Raw genomic sequence first — 18,507 nt, 5'->3', positions numbered from 1 at the left:
TTGGTCTGGTAGTTCAGCTGGTTAGAATGCCGGCCTGTCACGCCGGAGGTCGCGGGTTCGAGTCCCGTCCAGACCGCGAAGAAGGGAAGCAGTTTTTGTTTCCCTTCTTTTTGTTTATAATCACTGACAACGTAGCATTTTAACTTTTCTTTGCAGGACTTCCATCAAAAACAGATTGGATAATACCAGGGAGAAAGCATAAAATATATCTTCCAACGGAATAGTAAGAATCCTTATCCCCATAAAAACATGGGGGCTATACCAAACGATTTCATTTTCTATTCCGAACCCGGTCAATATTCCATTAACGATAAAAAAGGGAATCAATATTACGGGAAACACCCAGAAATAAACACTTAACAACTTCCAATCATAAATAAATGCCAGAATTAATACAAATACCAAGCTTGAAAAATTAATAATGGTATATGGCAAATGAGAAAACCCCATTACAATTAAAAAAGAAGCTATCAATAACAAAGTTGCAAGTGTAGCGGTTATCTTCTTTGAGAAACTTAAAAAAGGAAAATAGTGTTTTAAGGAATGAAACGTAAAAACACAACAATAAGGAATCACGACAAAAAACAATACTTCTTCTACCGGAAGATTAAATATGTAATATCCACTTAAGTAACTTTCATTAAATCCCCAATAACGGTTTTCAGTAAAAAAATAGTCCCAAATTAAATATGGAATAGCAACTAATAAAATAGAGGTAAATAAAGAAGGCCAATACTTATAAAACTTTAATTTAGGGTGGAAACTATACAAAAAAGGAATCGAACCGGAGCATATTAGAATCCAGAAATACAAACTCATAATAAATCCTTGTTTAATTTTTTTGTTTCTTCTTCAGCTTCTCCTGCTTAAAATATTTAAATGGGAATATTAACAAACCAAAACACTCCCCATGCTCCGGAGAATGATGCCTGTGGTGCATTGAATGTGCCAATATAACCGAACGAACGTAAGTAGGTTTCCAACCTTTCAACCACTTTAGTCTGCGGTGAAAAACAACCTCATGAAAGATAAAATATGCGAACCCGTATACAGTAATACCAATAGCTACACTCAAAAGAACATTGCTGGGCAACAAACTCCCCAAAATGTAACAAATCATTGAGGGAATAGCAAAAATCACAAAAAACCAGTCATTTTTTTCAAAGAAAGAACTCCGATGTATCTCTTTCGGAAAATGATGATCCTCATGCAAGTTCCACAAAAAACCGTGCATAACGTATTTATGAGCAAACCAGGCCACCCCTTCCATAAAAACAAATGTTGCGGTGCCAATCAATATTAAAAAATAAATCTGCATCACCTTATCTTTAAAAAATTAAAACAATCCAATCTTTATAACAATATAAGCTTTTGCCAACAAAATGACTTTACGCAAGTTAGAAATTCTTATCCGCTTTTTCATCAATTCTTCCGCTTTTGTCCGCTCAATTTTTTTAGTCAATCCCAAATAATAGACATAGGCAATATAAACGCCTAGCCGAGCGTTTTTAGGTAGTTTCTTTATGCCCTTCAAGGCGATCCTATAATCATGGTAAATGTCCTTCAGTATTTCATTTTTACTGCCCTCCTCCAATTTAGAATGACGCAGTTGCGGAAAGTAGGCCCTATGCAATTCTTCCATATCGTCTTTAACATCACGCAGAAAATTTACCTTTTGAAAAGCAGAACCCAGCTTGGTAGCACTATGTTTTAAATCATCGTACATTTGACGATCCCCATTAACAAAAACTTTAAGGCACATAAGTCCAACCACATCGGCCGAACCATAAATATATTGCTTCAGCTCGAGCTCATTGTAAGATGTCTTGTATAAATCGGCCCGCATACTCTTCAGGAAGGCTTGTATTAATTCTTCTGGTATATCGTATCTTTTAACGGTGTGTTGAAAAGAATTTAATATTGGGTTTAGACTTATTCCTTCGGATAATGATTTATATAAATCGCTTTCAAAATCATCCAGTAATTTTACCTTGTTATATTGATGAAAGGAGTCAACAATTTCATCCGCAAAGCGAACAAACCCATAAATACTATAAACGGCCTGACGTATAGCGGAATTTAAGCACCTAACACCAATACTAAAGGAGGTGCTGTAGGATCGTGTTACCAATTTACTACATCGATAACTTACTTTATCAAAAAGTAATTTATTCTTATTGTTTTTCTCAATCTCTTTTTTATATGTAATTATAAGTTCAGGGACAGTCTTGATATTATTTTCTGCTGCCACCACCCCTATCGCATTATCGTAATCTTTATTATCCATCAAGCTGTCTTTTTTACTAACTATAACTAATTAATCTTATTCAAGTATTGGGTAACCAAGTCAGATACTATTTTACCCGAAATAATTGTTGGAGGCACACCCGGACCAGGAACTGTTAACTGACCGGTGTAGAACATGTTTGCTAATTTTTTATTTTGTAATTTAGGTTTTAAAAATGCAGTTTGTCTTAAAATATTTGACAAACCATATGCATTACCACCATAAGCATTGTAATCTGTTTTAAAATCGTTAACACAGTATGACTTCTTAAGTACAACATTATCTTTAACAGATTGTTGCGTAATCATTTCAAGCCGTCGTATAATTTCTTCGAAATACCTATCCCTAATTTCAGCTGAATCCTTAAGGCCTGTTGCGATAGGAATTAAAAATATGGCACACTCATTACCTTCCGGAGCACAGCTCTTATCGGTCATACTAGGGAAACTAGCGTAAAACAAAGGGTTTTTGGGCCATTCTTTTGAATCATATATACTAAATGCATGTTGATTGAACGAAGTATCAAAAAACAAAGTATGATGTTCCAAATTTTTTAGCTTTTTATTAAAACCTACATAAAACAATAAGGCCGACGGGGCAAAAACCTTTTTACTCCAATAGGATTCCCGGTAATTTCTATCTTTTTTTTCCAATAAAGTTTCTGTATGGTGATAATCGGCTCCGGAAACAACAACGTCCGCCTCCCTATAATCACCGTTTACCATAATTCCTTTCACTTTGCCATTCTCAGAAATAATTTTTTGAACCTCAGAGTTAAAATTCAGTCCAATGCCGTTTTCCTTAGCTAACCGTTCAAATGCTTGCACAACGCTGTACATCCCCCCCTCCGGGTACCAGGTTCCCAACACCATATCGGCATAGTTCATAAAGCAATAAAAAGCAGGCGTATTTTGCGGCTTTGCACCGAGAAACAGTACGGGAAATTCCAATACCTGTCTTAAACGATGACTCTTCACTCCGGAACGAACCATTTTGGTGATAGATTTTACAAACTGTCCAAGTCTTTTTACAGTAGCTGGAGTTATGAGCTCAAGGGGTGATTTACCCGGCATATAAACCACTTTATCCATGGCCACCTTGTAGTTGTAACCAGCATATTTTAAAAACTTCTTAAGAAATTCGCCACCCCCTTTTTCTTCTTTTTCAAACAAAGCATAAATCCCCTTCAAGTCAGCCGAAATATCCATTAAATCATCTGGCCCAAAAAAAACCCTGTAACCCGGATCTAGTCGCAGGAGTTTATAGTAGTCGCTTGGTTTTTTGTCGAAATCGGAGAAAAAACGTTCAAAAACATCCGGCATCCAATACCAGGTGGGCCCCATATCAAATTTAAAACCAGCCTCTGAAAACTGCCTGGCCCTGCCTCCACTCATCTTATGCCTTTCATAAACGCTAACCTCACAACCTTTGCTGGCTAAATAGTTGGCTGCAGAAAGCCCTGAAAAACCGGCACCTATAATCGCAACTTTCTTATGGGAAATATCTTTCATTTCATATCAAATTTTAAGGTTAGTATCCATTAATTTACCTAATAAAACATCTACAACTCATTTAGTTTATAAACATTATATAGCCAATTTACAACATGTATGTACCAATTGCATTTATTTTCCAGGTTTTAAATCGTTATACATCCTCAAAATACCGACGGAATAAGAATCAATTGAACAATAGGAATAGGTCGATCTGCCATTTACTAAACATACCCCTACTATTTTTGTTCATGTATAATTTATATATATTAAACAACACACAAAATGCATTCAACTGGAAAGAATGGATTAGCCCCCTTTAAATCTTTGCAGACATAGGCTATAATACGTTATATGTATGGGATTTATGTTGTTTGAGTAAAAAAGAGGATAGTCGGAGCAATGGTTCTGTTGACTGCATGTTTTCCATGGCAAAAGTATCTGACACGGCAAAAATCCTGACTTATCTTTTCTAGATCCATTTCGCAATGGACAACCTTGCCCGCTACTTAGGGTTGGCTACTTAACCCATAGCGGACTTCCACTGAGTGGCTACTTGCCATATGCGGCATAAACAAAAAAAACCCGTTCAAATCAATGAACGGGTAATAATATCAATAGGAATGAAATCTTAATTTTCTTTAGCCTTCCAATCTCGAGCAGTCTCGTACATGGCAATTACATTTTCAACCGGTGTTTCAACTTTAATTTTATGGCTTGGACCCAGAATAAAGCGTCCGCCAGGAGCCATCACATCCAACAAATTTTTCACGCCTTCCTTCACCTGCTGCGGGGTGCCTTTACGAAGCAACAATTCTTCATCCATGGCGCCACAGAAAGTTATCAATTTCCCATAGTCCTTTTTAAGCCCTTCCGGATTCATACCCACCGCTCTGGTTTGGATAGGATCCAACACCTCGGCCCCGGCACTAATAAAATTAGGCAATAACTTGCGGACACCACCACAACTGTGCATATAAAAGTGCGCCCCCATAGCTTTGGGTTTGCTTGTAAAGGCATTTATTGAAGGACGTATGTAGTTTTCCCAGTGATCTTGTCCTATGGTTAATCCGGTTTGGGACCCAAAATCATCCGCTACACGAATAAAATCAATTCTTCCCTTTGAAACTTCAAAAAACTCATCAATAAAGGCTTTGTAAAACTCAATTACCCTGTCGCACAATGTCCTAAAAAATTTCGGGTGAGACATCATTATTTCCATAAAGCTCTCGCGCCCGATTAATCGTTGCACAATACGAAACAGGCCGGGAGAAGAATATCCGGGAGCTGTCATGATAGCATAGTCCTTATATTTTTCCAACTGCGCCTCCAGAGAATTAAAATCGAAGAGTTGGTTGCCTGGCCAGTTAAAGTCATCCAAGGCTGCAGGATCAGTCACACCTTCCAGCGGGAAGTCCGTAGCTTGCCAATAACTGAATTCGCCTTTTTTAATACGGGAATATCCCACTCCCCAAATGTCCTTTTTACGCTTGTTGTTTTCATCAATTAACTGAGGCCCTACGTATTTTGGCTCCACCCATCTAAAGTCAACATCCAGATGTTCCAGCAGTTGATCGCGATTTGTAAAACCAAAGAAGGACATCATTTTCTCACCAAATTCCGGTACATCCCAATAAAAAAAAGGAACCCTGTCCGGAACATCGTTGTTCAGAGTTTTTAAAACTCTTTCTTTGTGGTTCATAAATGATGTTTTATAACTATTGTTAAATACAAGTTTCACTGTAAAAAACCTCCCGAATTTATAAATATTTTGAGAAAAAACAAATTACAGGTGTTAAATGTCAGAAATTCACAGTTCAAAAGACGCTAAAAACATCGCCAGCATTATTGAGCACGCTGTCGCACCGCCTCATAAACCAATATCCCTGCGGCTACCGACACATTTAACGATCCGATGGTTCCGGCAATGGGAATTTTCGCACCCGCATCACAGATTTTCAGCATCTGTGACGAAACCCCCTTATCCTCTGCGCCCATGACAATGGCAGTAGGACCCGTGAAATCAATATCGGTGTAATTTTCACTGCCTTTTTCTGTTGCGGCGACTATCTTCAATCCCGAGTTTTGTAAATACTCCACTGATTTATATAGGTTTTTTACCCTTGATACCGGTATATTGTGCAAAGCTCCTGCTGAAGTTTTAACCGCATCGGCGTTTATGGGCGCCCCGCCTTTTTCCGGTATTACTATTGCATCAACCCCGGCACACTCCGCAGAACGCGCTATGGCTCCCATATTTCTGATATCTGTAATTCCGTCAAGCACCAGTACCAATGGGTTTTTACCGTCCTCAAACAGGCCTATAAGCGTATTTTCGAGGTCCTGATAAGTGATGGCGGCAACAAAAGCAATAACGCCTTGGTGGTTTTTGCGCGTAGCCCGGTTAATACGCTCTACGGGCACCGTTTGCCAGGTAATTTTAGCCTCCTTCATGGTTTCTACCAATTCCTCATAAAGCTCGCCCTGCAACCCCTTCTTCACTAATACTTTTTCAATCTCCTTGCCCGAACGGATGGCTTCAATAACCGATCTGATCCCGAATAAAAAATCACTTTTTCCTGCCATAATTATTTTTTTATTATTGATAACCTATCATGTAAGTATCAATCAGCTATTTAATCCAATTTCTTTTTTTCTATCTCAGCTTCTTCCAATTTCTGGTGACAACTTTCCCATTGTTCCATTTCTTTCTCTAAGGAAGAATTTAATGCTTGGTATTTTCGCACAAACTCGGCGTCACTGGCATTTTTTGGATTTTGCATCAGCCTGTCCAGCTCCGTAATATCCTCTTCCAGATTAGCGATATTTTTTTCGCACCTCTCCACTTGCTGCTGTGCTTTTTTTACCCGTTTGCTAATCTCTTTTCTTTCTTCGTATGATAATTTAGTATCCAGTTTAACAGGCTGCACCTTCTTCGCTTTTGCAGCTTTACCATTAGGTTTCTGCTGTTCCAATCCTTTCAGCGACTCCAGCTTTTTTCGCTCGAGGAACTCGTATATCCCTCCCAGATGCTCCTTCATCTTTTTGTTGCGGAACTCATACACCTTGTCAACCAGACCGTCCAAAAACTCCCGGTCGTGAGAAACCACTACAACGGTACCTTCAAAGTCTTTCACGGTCTGTTTCAACAGCTCCTTTGATCGGATATCCAGATGGTTGGTTGGCTCATCCAGAACCAACAAGTTAACGGGCTCCAGCAGCAACCTGACCATAGCCAGGCGTGTCCTTTCCCCTCCGGATAATACCGAGACTTTTTTATCTACTGTTTCCCCACTAAACATGAAAGCCCCCAACAAATCCCGTATCTTTAATCTGATATCACCTACAGCAACATGATCAATAGTTTCGAGTACCGAAAGACTTTCATCAAGAAGGTCGGCCTGGTTCTGTGCGAAATATCCGATTTTTACCTGGTGTCCCAATTTTAGCTTGCCCGTATATCCAATCTGATTCATAATCATACGTGCCATGGTCGTTTTGCCTTCCCCGTTCCTTCCGATAAACGCGACTTTCTCCCCTCTTTCAATCGTGAAATCCACATCGTGCAGCACCTGAAGGTCACCATAACTTTTGGAAACATGTTTACCTTCCAACGTAATACTGCCTGAATGTGGTGCGGGAGGAAATTTTATGCGTAAGGCTGAATTGTCGAACTCGTCCACTTCAATTCGGTCTAGTTTTTCGAGCTGCTTAACGCGCGACTGAACCTGGACCGCCTTTGTTGCCTGATACCTGAACCTGTCAATAAACTTTTCGGTATCCTCGATTAACTTCTGCTGATTGCGATATGCAGCCATTTGTTGTTCCTTACGCTCTTCTCTCAGGGCAAGATACTTGGTGTAAGAAGCTTTGTAATCATATATCTTCCCCATCTGGATTTCGATGGTACGTTTGGTTATATTATCCAGGAAAGCCCGGTCGTGCGAAACCAACACAACGGCACCATTGTAGTTCTTCAGGAAATCCTCGAACCATTGAATGGATTCAATGTCGAGATGGTTGGTAGGCTCATCCAATAAAAACACGTCTGGTTTTTGCAACAGAATCTTTGCCAGCTGGATGCGCATCCTCCAGCCTCCGGAAAACTCGGAAGTCAGGCGGGTAAAGTCTTCCCGCTCAAAACCCAATCCTTTAAGGGTAATCTCCATGCCCGATGCATAGTTGGCACCGCCAAGGATATTCAAGCGATCACTTTTGTCACTCACCTGATGGATCAAATCAAGGTATGATTCCGATTCATAATCGGTTCTGTTGGCCAGTTGCTCGTTCAATGACTCAATTTCCTTTTCCAATGTTATCAGCTCGCCAAAGGCCTTCTCCACTTCTTCCCAAACAGTGCCTGTGTCATCGTGTTTCATATGCTGCGGCAAATAACCTATTCTTACATCCTTTGGACAAGATAGAGTTCCATTTGTGGGCACCTGCACACCTGCCAATATTTTTAGTAAGGTTGATTTTCCTGCACCGTTTTTGCCTGCCAACCCAATTTTGTCTTTAGGATTTACAAGAAAAGACACATCTTTAAATAAGGTAAAGCCTCCAAACTCAACCGACAACTTATTTACCGAAACCATTTATAATAAAACTATAATGAAAAACCAAAATTCTGGGATTCTACCCATACACAAACTTGATGAAGCCAAAACCAATCAGGTTTTTGCCTTGTCAAAGATAGCCGGAAAAATTACGATATGATCATTGCTTCTTGCCGCATTACCCAAGCGCACCTGGCAATGCCTTCACTCATCGCAATAATTTCCAATACTTTTTTTGACTAAAAAACTCCTACAATCCTACGCTTTAAATTAACAAATAACAACGCATTAAAATCTTCGTCTAACGCAAAGGTTTTCTGTAAATATCCAAAGAAGGACCAAAACCTATCACATATAGACCGTCGTTATAAAATCCGCCCCAATTCACATGCCTCTTAAAGTTAAAATTAAACTGAACTTGCTCAGCCGAATAATTGGATATACAGTGCTCAAACTGATGACCGTACCGAACCTGCGCTCCCATAAAATAGTACATGACATCAAAACCCCAAATTCCATATCGCGAATAATTGACATTTCTTCCTGAGCGAATAAAGTATGGGGATACCGCGAACGGTTCAGTATGATACCATGTTCTATATTTTAAAGTAAAGTCTTGAACCATTCCATTCTGGTGGTCCAAAACATATGGAGTTAATATTTGCGTGTCCAGGTCATGTATTTCCTCGGCATCAATCGTCTGGAATCTTAACCAACTTCCAAAACCAATTAACTTAACCTGCACATCCGTCGATTGGGAAACCCCGTGCAAAGTGGTTATAATTTTAGATACATCCGCTTCATCAGGCGAAGGTATAACCACTACATTCACTTTATCATGACTCAACATCGCTTCTACGCCCTGAACATCTTGTTCCGAAAATGCGATTTCAATAAAGTCGGGCTGCATTCCCCGTGGTAAATATTTAAGGTAAAGCTTGTTTTTAATCCAGGCGGCCAACTTATTTTCATCAGCGCTAGGCAATGCGGATTTTAACACGACAATACGCGCGTTTTCTCTTTGGTTCACAATGTAATCCGAGTATTTATCGTATAACAAACTATCCGGAGTGTTTACCTGGAACAAATAAGGGTTTTCGTTAAGCAATGGATTTATACTAGACAACGGATATACCATTTTTATTTTATGCTTCAACGAGAAATCTGATACCAGTTTTAAGTTGCTGGTATATGCTGGACCTATAATAAGATCCATTGCCCTAAGTTCGGGCCGGGCCAATATTTGCCTCACCTTACTGGTGTCAGGAGCAGTATCGAATGCGTACAGTTGCAGATTAACACCTTGCTTTTTCAACGAGTCAACAGCCAACAGAGCCCCTTCGTAAAATTCGACAAAAGTACGGGAACGTGGCGAAAGAACAGGGTCTTCCCTCTCGATTTCGATCTCTTCGTCCTCCTCGATTTTTGTGATTATATTTGCCTTACGCGTAGCTTCTATATCAAACGGCAACAGCAGGGCAACTTTGAGCACTTCTTTGTTTTTATAATAATTGTAACCTGCGCAATCTACAGAAATGGTATCAAAATCTTCCGTTATTTTTTCTTCCACAACCAATTCCTCCATCTTGTTTTCTTCCCTTTTCCGGGCAAGGTAGTCCAAAGTAGGAATCTTAATTTTCATTCCTTTGCGAATATTCGTCAAGATCAATGTAGGGTTTGCTTGTTCAATATCCGCTATTTGTACACCATATTTTCGGGAGATGGAATAAATCGTTTCTCTTCGTCTGACAGAATGAACCTTAAAATCGTCTTTTTGATTGTTGCTGTTCAGCTGAGGTTTCCTGACCTTGGCTTTAGGGATTCTTACCACATAGCCAAGCGGCAATCCATCAGGGTTTAACTCCGGATTACTTCTTGCCAAATCTTGTTGGGAAACGTTATATTTTTTGCTTACCGAATATATCGTTTCCCCTTTTTTGATTTTGTGATACACATACTGTTTATCCTCCATGGGCGTTTGGCCAGCATCATATTTTGTTGCTTCGGTTAACAACGCCGATTCAACCTTTGGAATCCGGATACTTGAACCAACGGCCAAAATACCATTTTGCAAGGCCTGGTTGTATTTAATAATAGTATCTACTTTAGTGTTATAATTTATTGAGATTGCGTAAAGTGTTTCTTTGGGCTTAACCACATGATAAACATATGTCGCCCCGGGATCATCTTTTTCAGCTTTTGAATTCGATACCGGAATCTTAAATATAGTACCAATCAAAAGGTTACCTTCCGCACCGACATTATATTTTTTAATCTCATCAATGCTCACATTGTACTTTTTGGACAGGAAATACAAGGTTTGTCCTTTTTCAATGGTATGATAAATAAACTCACCCAACTCTTTAATTTCTTCAGTATTGCTATTTCTACCACCTATTACCGGAATATGCAGTATATCTCCGGGATTTAATCCAAAAATAGAGCCCGGGTTCGCTTCGTGGATTTCTTTTTGGGACACGCCGTACCTTTTTGCAATCCCATAAAACCCCTCTCCTTTCTTCACAATATGCAAATAATAGGTTTTCCCATCCACGATGACTTTGTCAGCAACGCCTTCATTTCCAACAGCTTGCGCCAACATATGCGGCGACATATGGAAACATGCAACAAGTATCAAACAGCTTATAATTGATTTTCTGATCATTGAATTTACGATTCTGAATTATAGTGCCTCCAAAAGTATAAAAAGAGTACCACCAAAACAAAAGCAAGTTGGCATAAACAAAAAAAGTTGTTGCAACATCTGTTCCAACAACTTTTCACCGAGTTAAATATCTAATTTTTTACATTTTAATCTGAGCTTCAATTTCCTGCATCTGGTTCTTGAAATCCTTGTTTGTTTCTATTAGGTTATTCACTGTTTTGCAAGCATGTAACACCGTTGCATGATCTTTTTTTCCGATTTTGGAACCAATGGTTGACAAGGAAGAATTGGTTAAACTTTTTGAAAAATACATGGCTACCTGACGGGCCTGAACAATCTCTCTTTTTCTTGTTTTGGACTGCAAGGAATCAACCGCTAAGCCAAAGTAGTCACATACAATCTGCTGAATATAATCCACGCTTAACTCCTTTTGTGTTTTCTTCACCAATTTGTCAACAATAGACATGGCAACATCTTTTGTGATCTCCTTTTTGTTTAGGGTAGCCTGTGCTAGCAAGGAAATCAAGGCACCTTCCAGTTCACGAATATTCTGGGAAATATTGGATGCGATATATTCAATTACATCATCATCAATGGAAGAAATGCCATCCTTATATAGCTTATGCCTTAAAATGGCTACACGCGTGTCGTAATCGGGCGTATGCACGTCTGCTGACAAACCCCATTTAAATCTCGACAGCAACCTATCTTCCATGCCCTTCATTTCAACAGGGGCTTTATCCGCCGTTAAAATTAATTGCTTACCCATTTGATGGAGGTGGTTGAAGATATGGAAAAACGTATTTTGTGTTTTCTCTTTACCGGCAAATTCCTGAACATCGTCAATGATCAATACATCAATCATCTGATAGAAGTTTAAGAAATCGTTTTGCGTGTTATTACGCACCGATTCAGTAAACTGTGTTTGAAACTTGTTTGCATTAACATACAAAACGGTCTTTTCCGGAAAATACTTTTTAACGTCAATTCCTATTGCCTGTGCCAAGTGGGTTTTCCCTAATCCTGAATTACCATACAGAAACAATGGGTTGAAAGCTGTTTTGCCGGGGTTTTTAGCTACCGCCATACCTGCCGAGCGCGCCAACCTGTTGCACTCCCCTTCGATATGGTTTTCGAAGGTATAATCAGAATTAAGCTGAGGGTCGACATTCAACTTTTTAATACCCGGTATAACAAAGGGATTTTTCACAACCGGCTTTTCCGAATTCATTTGCATCGAAACGGGACGATTTCTTAGATCTGTCTTGTTATTCGAGGGTAATCGCTGGGTTAATGGTTGTTGATTTTTTTGGTGGGGGTTATCTACAACAACACTGTACTCCAACTTGGCTGAATGCCCAAGTTCTCTTCTAATCGTACTTCTCAAAAGATCAATGAAATGTTCTTCCAAATACTCATAGAAAAAAGCACTCGGTACTTGAATGGTTAAAACATCGCTTTCAATCTTAAGAGGTACAATAGGCTCAAACCATGTTTTAAAACTTATTTGAGGAATATTATCCTTTATTACGTTTAAACAATTATTCCATACAATTTCGTAACCGGGCTTCATTTTTTTGCTTCCTCTGTTTAGTGTTTTATGTTATATACTATAGATTTCCGATTACAAAATTTGTGAAAAAAATCTTGAAAAAAAAATGTTAAAAACCTTGACATTTTCAAATATAAACTATTGACCTTATTTAGAACCCCTTAAGCAATATTGTTACTAATTAACTGTAATGCAACCAATTGAACTCCTTATCCAATGTTAAACTGAAGCACGTTATGCAGTAAAAACAAAGGGTTTGAGATGAACATGAATTTTTTTGATTTTTTTTCACCCTTCACAATACTTTACCTTATAATCAGAAATTATAATAGGATGCTTATGATAAGAAGGTCATTTTTTTACCAGCCTGTTTCCACGAAACATAACTATTTCGGCATCCGGAAAACGATCAATTAAATTTGCTTTTAATACTGAGACTGCTTCCTTTTCGTTTTCTTCCCCAATGGTATAGAGATAATACTTCCTATCTCTTTCTTCCTTTACATAAACATTATCGACCACCTCTGTCCCTCTTAAATCCAATGGCACCTTTGACCGTTTGAGCAAAACCTTATACACCGGCTCCAATTCTTTCTGCTTAGCAGGTGCCTTCCCTCCTCCAAAACTGATGGCACTGAAATTAACATACCGTTTAGGCTGAACTCTCACATCATTCAATAATCGATCTAAACTAACCGAAACATCGTTCATATTGTCGTATAATTGGTCATCGGACATGAGCTTACCCAAGGTTCCATCGCCTTCGTTTAAGGAGCTTAAAAGTGTATTAACCGAAACAAATGTATTGCTCATTCTATAGGCCAAACTATCCATGTTTGCCTCAACTAGCTGACCCGAGGCGGTGTTTAAATTCGCCATCAGCGAAAACAGTACCTCCCCATTTGCTTTCAACACTGCACTTAAAGAGTCCAGGTTTGCCAGGGTGTTATCCAACGTACCTTTTTCCCTTAGGCTTGAGTTAATGGAACCACTTATTTGATTTAAGTTGTTCATCATACCCGCAAAATCGCCAATACCGCTGGACAAGCTTTCTTTATTTTCGTCGCTTAGCAGGCGGTTTAGATTGGTGAGTACCGAATCAAGGCCTACAACCATGTTTTCCACCTTATCTTTTAACGGAAGTACTTCCTGACTCACCTGATCGGCCAAGTCACCCGTTACCGAAGTATTTAAAGTATCTCCGGCTTCCAGAAGCTCTTTGCTATTTCCGTAAACAAACCTTATTCCCTTTGATCCCATTAAATCCAGACTGTATATTTGTGCGACGGTATTTTTGGGAAAGTCTATTTCTTTTTCGATGGCCATGGTTACCAGCAAGTCGCTATCCCCTCCTGCCAGCAATGATATTCTGCGAACCGAACCTATCTGAAAACCTTTATAGTATACCGGGCTTGCTTCGGTCAGCCCGTCAATTCGCGAATATATACCATGTACCTTATAGCCAGGGATAAAAATATCTTTGCCTTTTAGGAAATTAATGCCCCAACCAAATAGAAATAATGCTAACCCAACGGTTAAACCTATCTTAGCTTCTTTTGAGAATTTAGCCATAACTGTGCTTTTATTGTTCATCAAAAATAAGAGATTTTTATCTAAATCACGCAGTCTGACAATTCTGTTGACCAAACAACTTGATGGCGGGGGTATTTATCGCTTATAATTGCTTCTTTATGAAGTTATTCATAAAAACGATTTATTTCGAAAAAAAAAAGAGGCTGCCCCTTATGAGACAACCTCTACAAATCTGTTTTTTTAGACCCTAAGGATATACCACAGTCGAAAATTCATTAATATTAACTTTGGGAATATTAGCGTCATATTTTTTATTGATCGCATCGATAAATGCATTTGCGATAATAGCAGAACCCCTGGCCGTGGTATGAACTCCATCTAAAGAGAAAGTTCCCCCGGACACAAATGTGGAGGTATATAAATTTCCGTCAAGTAAAATCCCTGTTGTGCTGGCTCGCAGCATTAAAGCATTTAGATCTACATGCGCCAAACCATTATCGTCGGCAAACGTTCCGATTATATGATTATACTCAACAGTCGCGGCTTTTATTGCGGACACTTCTCCTTCATCTAAAACATACTCAGCACCAAGAGGAGCCATGGACCCCCATCCCATTGCAGGATCAGTGATACCGCTAGAAGCAGCAAGCAATACTTTTTCTCCTGCTTTGATTTGTCTCATCTTACCTGGGTGCGGGTAATCCTGATCTTCCATGACAAAAGCATTGGCCCCGGCAACAAATTCTATCCTATCCAACCCCAACATATCTGATGCAGTATTGTAATCCGCGTAGCCAGCATTTAATTGATCCGCCGTAGCCTGATCGATTTCCAATGCGTTATATGCAATGGAATTAAAATACGGCAAAGCATCAATACCCGGAATGTTAGCAACAACGCCTTTCCTATCTCCGGTAAAGATACTTGATGCTACCGTTTGATAATATCCGGCAAACAAGGCAGGGGCAGTTACTTCATCCGCCTCTCCTCCTTCCAAAGCGTAGGCTAGCACATCATTACCCCCCACCCAAAGCGAAACAAAAGTTGGGTTTGCCGCTAAGGCATCCGTAAGAACAGAAGTAGCTGGATCACTTGCGAAACGATTGAAAAAGGGATTTAATGCTGCATATCCGGGTGCCAATAGATGCGACACCTTTGCTCCGGGAACGCCTAAATTTTGAATAGGTGCACTGGCATCATAAACCTGTTCTCCCAGAATACCCATATCGCCAGTTTCAGGAACCGGGGTTAGACTGCCATTCACGATTTGAAGCGTGTAATATCCTGTACCGTCACCGCTCACACTGCCTTCGCTTTCCACCAAGGGCTGCTTAAAGCCTTCGCTGCCAACCAGTGTCAGTTGTCCGGCAATAATATTCGGGAAACTGCTTTCCTGACCGCGTAAACCTAATGCACCGTCTGTGTATCCGGCCGTATAAGAATCGCCAACAGCCACAAAATTAATAAAATCCGCTTCCCCATTCGAGGCTTCAAAATCAACAGATTCAACCTCGCAACTAACCATTACCACGGCCAGTAACAACAGTGCATACTTTATTTTGTGAATCATCTTCATATTTATAAAAATTAAAACGAATAAGTTAGACCCATACCCGGCAAGAATGCCTGGCTATTATATGTTCCGCCGAAATTAGCAGGTACGTAACGCGCTTCTCTTTCCAGTCCTGCAATAAACAATAATGATATATCCAAAGCCAACTTCTTGTTTAACATATAAGTTCCTCCCGTAGACATTCCTACCTTATTCATCCCTGGTGTTTCGGGGTTTAAATAATCTTCTGATATAGGCGACTCATCAAAGTAGACCCCGGCACGGAGAGTCAGCTTTTTGCTTTGCTTGAATTCCGCTCCTAAACGATAAATCAAGGTATTCTCGTAATTTCTTGGGTTAGAGGAATCTGCCAATAAGGCCGTATTGGTTTCAAAATCGAAGAACAATTCCTTATAGGCATCCCAAAATACATATTGGAGGTCTGCCGCCAACGTCAATTTATCGTTCGGCATATATCCAACTCCCAAAGTCAAGTTGGCCGGCAATGGCAATTCTGCATCAAACTTGTTTTTAGCCGGAAAATAACCTCCTAAGGATAATGGCACTGTAAAATCGGCTTCGCCACCTTCCATTTTCATGATTACTTTTGAGCGGTAGTTCAGCCCTAATGACAGATTGCCGGAAGCCTGAAAAAACACCCCCGCATTAAATCCGATTGCCATGGTTGAACCTTCCATATTTACTTGTCCGGATTGGGTTCCCTCAACAGGCAAGGCACGGCTTAAATCTACCGCACCAAAAACCGCCATTGCTCCTAGCCCAATTCCGAAATTATCACTCACTTTGTACGAAAATGTTGGCTGGACAATAAATGCGCTTAACGAAATATTTTGAATCAAATAACGGCCTGCCCAATCATCGTTCCATGTCAACGAATTACCATAAGGTGTTGTTATGCCTATACCAAGAACCATTTTTTTGTTTAGTTTTTTGGCAGCATAGGCATAAAACGGTGTTCCTACGGGACTTTCGGTTTCGGCCTGATAGTTCGAACCTGTTTTGGAATAAGACACTTTGGAAAAAACAGCGGTACCGCCAAAGGAAAACTCAAGCTCTTTTTGCATAAAGCCAAGCGCACCCGGGTTAAAATGAATAGATGAAGTACCCAACAGAAGTCCTGTGCCCGTGTGCCCCATGGCTGTGTTTTTCTGCCCCTGTACATTAACCTGATATCCTTCGGCATAAATATTTATACTTAATGCCATAAGAATAAACATGTAAATACATTTTTTCATACACTTTACTATTTTGCTCTTATTATTTAAAAAAAAGAATCCGTGCAACGTACTAACAATATTTTTTTTGAGAACTATTGAACAAGAATTATTTATCAAAACATAAATAATTATAACTTTCGGATTAAATGTTCGTTTGTTTTAAAGCAATCAACTATGCCACAACTGCTCATTACCTTGAGAGGATTAACAATTGAATCATACATATTGATCTATGGAAAGTTGAGTTTAGAGGTATAAAACCGGTATCTTATATTGGGTTGGACATTGGCAATAATTACAATTTTTCCTGCACGAAAGTTCTTAAGTGCGCAAAACGCTTTTTGATTTTGCCGTTTTTGGCAATGGTGGCTTTTTTGATTACCCGGTTATAATCCCCCATCCAAAAATAACTTAACACATGGTTTACCAGCTGACCGGAGAAATATTCGGAAGATTCTTTTGGTATCGCACTGGGCAGTTTATCAACAGCCATAACCGTTATGTTCTTTTTATCCGAAAAAGCAGTTTCCACAGTACCTGTTAGCGGGTTAAAATCGTAATAAGGTTCGTCAATGCTTGCCACCATTTTTGTTGTGGGTACCGAACCGTCGATATCGCAAGTAATGTCACCAATAATTTCAATTTTAAACAATTCAGATTTTGTATCTTCCAAGGTAAACAGCCTGGGCGATCGAGTATCCCAGTAATGTGTTGCGATATATATGTTTGCAACCTCTGCAAAACGTAAGAAGTTACTCTTAAAATTTTTGGGTTGTGTTTTAAAATCGTTAAATGTAAACGCGATGGAGTTTTTGTGCTTAACATACTGTAAGGGGTCGGCGACAAAATAGACAGGATCATTGTATGTTTTGTTGAAAAAACCATCAATATCCACCTTGAAAATATTACAGGCCTGCATCACTTCTTCAACCCCTTTGGAAACTCTTCCGTTTCCGGTTATCAAAATCTTATCGTGCCCGCCAACCACTTTTTTCAGTTCTTTCCACATTTCCGCTTTGCCCGAAATCCCGTTCACCGGAGCCAGGGAAAAAAGTTCTTTTTTAATACCATATGCCCTAAGGGTGTTATACGCACCTACTAAACCTGCAAAGTACCCGAACGCGGCAACTCGCACTTTTTTAGTTGCGTACAGATATTCGTAATCAATTAAGGTAATATTTTTATTGATGATTGTTTGTAACAACTGTTGATTATGCTGCTGTTTCTTTCCGGTATGAGAAAAGAACATGTATTTTTTACCTTCCAACAAGGTATTTATATCCACCTCCTTCACGCCCATTAGTAAATCGCAATCGGATAAATCTTCACTGATAATACAACCAGCCTCCATATACTCCTTGTCGGCAAATACCCTGGACTCGGAAGGTTGTACCAGAATAGTTAGGCCCTTATTGTCATTCAACAACTTTTTTGTGCCGCTGGGCGTCAAGGCCACTCTGGCATCCGGGCTCTTTTGCGTCTCTCTTAGTATACCAATAGTAAATTCAGTTATCATGCAGATCAATTTTCTGTCGATAAATTACTATATTTTTCCGAAAGTACTGGCTTATTAATAAAATAAATAACATCAAAATATTTGATTCTACTTAAATTTCAAATTATTAATGATC

General features: G+C 39.4%; 13 protein-coding genes and 1 tRNA gene. 1 reads left to right on the top strand and 13 read right to left on the bottom strand.

Translation table 11 applies throughout. The features are described 5' to 3' along the window. The first annotated feature begins 2 nt into the window (after nt 1-2). Nucleotides 3-76 (top strand) — tRNA-Asp (locus ACT29I_RS19185). 44 nt (nt 77-120) lie between these two features. Here the strand turns inward: ACT29I_RS19185 and ACT29I_RS19180 are convergent. The 13 genes from ACT29I_RS19180 to ACT29I_RS19120 all read right to left on the bottom strand — a co-directional run bounded on the left by ACT29I_RS19180 (nt 121) and on the right by ACT29I_RS19120 (nt 18,392). Next, a complete protein-coding gene (locus tag ACT29I_RS19180; RefSeq protein WP_444794172.1) occupies nt 121-819 on the bottom strand; it encodes a lycopene cyclase domain-containing protein in 699 nt (232 codons plus the stop codon). Between the two features lie 13 nt (nt 820-832). Further along, a complete protein-coding gene (locus ACT29I_RS19175; protein WP_430931440.1) occupies nt 833-1,318 on the bottom strand; it encodes a hypothetical protein in 486 nt (161 codons plus the stop codon). An 18-nt stretch (nt 1,319-1,336) separates the two neighbouring features. Next, on the bottom strand, nt 1,337-2,287 hold the full coding sequence (locus ACT29I_RS19170; protein ID WP_444794171.1) for a phytoene/squalene synthase family protein: 951 nt from the start codon (nt 2,285-2,287) through the stop codon (nt 1,337-1,339). A 26-nt stretch (nt 2,288-2,313) separates the two neighbouring features. Continuing rightward, nucleotides 2,314-3,798: a phytoene desaturase family protein gene (locus ACT29I_RS19165; RefSeq protein WP_430931438.1), complete on the bottom strand. Its 1,485-nt coding sequence runs from the start codon at nt 3,796-3,798 to the stop codon at nt 2,314-2,316. Between the two features lie 613 nt (nt 3,799-4,411). After that, on the bottom strand, nt 4,412-5,482 hold the full coding sequence (locus tag ACT29I_RS19160; protein ID WP_444794170.1) for a uroporphyrinogen decarboxylase family protein: 1,071 nt from the start codon (nt 5,480-5,482) through the stop codon (nt 4,412-4,414). 143 nt (nt 5,483-5,625) lie between these two features. Then, entirely contained in the window at nt 5,626-6,366 is a 741-nt protein-coding gene (gene rlmB, locus ACT29I_RS19155) for a 23S rRNA (guanosine(2251)-2'-O)-methyltransferase RlmB (protein ID WP_430931436.1), read from the bottom strand. Between the two features lie 50 nt (nt 6,367-6,416). Beyond that, nucleotides 6,417-8,375 (bottom strand): ABC-F family ATP-binding cassette domain-containing protein, encoded by a 1,959-nt coding sequence (locus ACT29I_RS19150; RefSeq protein ID WP_444794169.1) that lies wholly within the window; start codon nt 8,373-8,375, stop codon nt 6,417-6,419. Nucleotides 8,376-8,637: 262 nt separating this feature from the next. Beyond that, entirely contained in the window at nt 8,638-11,001 is a 2,364-nt protein-coding gene (locus ACT29I_RS19145) for a LysM peptidoglycan-binding domain-containing protein (RefSeq protein ID WP_444794168.1), read from the bottom strand. 139 nt (nt 11,002-11,140) lie between these two features. Then, nucleotides 11,141-12,574, bottom strand: coding sequence for a chromosomal replication initiator protein DnaA (gene dnaA / locus ACT29I_RS19140; RefSeq protein ID WP_444794167.1), 1,434 nt, complete (start codon nt 12,572-12,574; stop codon nt 11,141-11,143). 330 nt (nt 12,575-12,904) lie between these two features. Next, entirely contained in the window at nt 12,905-14,125 is a 1,221-nt protein-coding gene (locus ACT29I_RS19135; protein ID WP_444794166.1) for an MlaD family protein, read from the bottom strand. 208 nt (nt 14,126-14,333) lie between these two features. Next, entirely contained in the window at nt 14,334-15,662 is a 1,329-nt protein-coding gene (locus ACT29I_RS19130) for an SGNH/GDSL hydrolase family protein (RefSeq protein ID WP_444794165.1), read from the bottom strand. Nucleotides 15,663-15,673: 11 nt separating this feature from the next. Beyond that, nucleotides 15,674-16,894: an OmpP1/FadL family transporter gene (locus ACT29I_RS19125; protein ID WP_444794164.1), complete on the bottom strand. Its 1,221-nt coding sequence runs from the start codon at nt 16,892-16,894 to the stop codon at nt 15,674-15,676. Nucleotides 16,895-17,171: 277 nt separating this feature from the next. Next, complete coding sequence (locus ACT29I_RS19120) at nt 17,172-18,392, bottom strand: NAD(P)-dependent oxidoreductase (RefSeq protein WP_430931429.1); 1,221 nt, start codon at nt 18,390-18,392, stop codon at nt 17,172-17,174. Nucleotides 18,393-18,507: the final 115 nt, after the last annotated feature.

Source organism: Saccharicrinis sp. GN24d3 (genome assembly GCF_052400645.1).
Lineage (GTDB): Bacteria > Bacteroidota > Bacteroidia > Bacteroidales > Marinilabiliaceae > Saccharicrinis.
The sequence above is the reverse complement of the archived record's forward strand: the minus strand, read 5'-3'. Positions and strand labels throughout refer to the sequence as shown.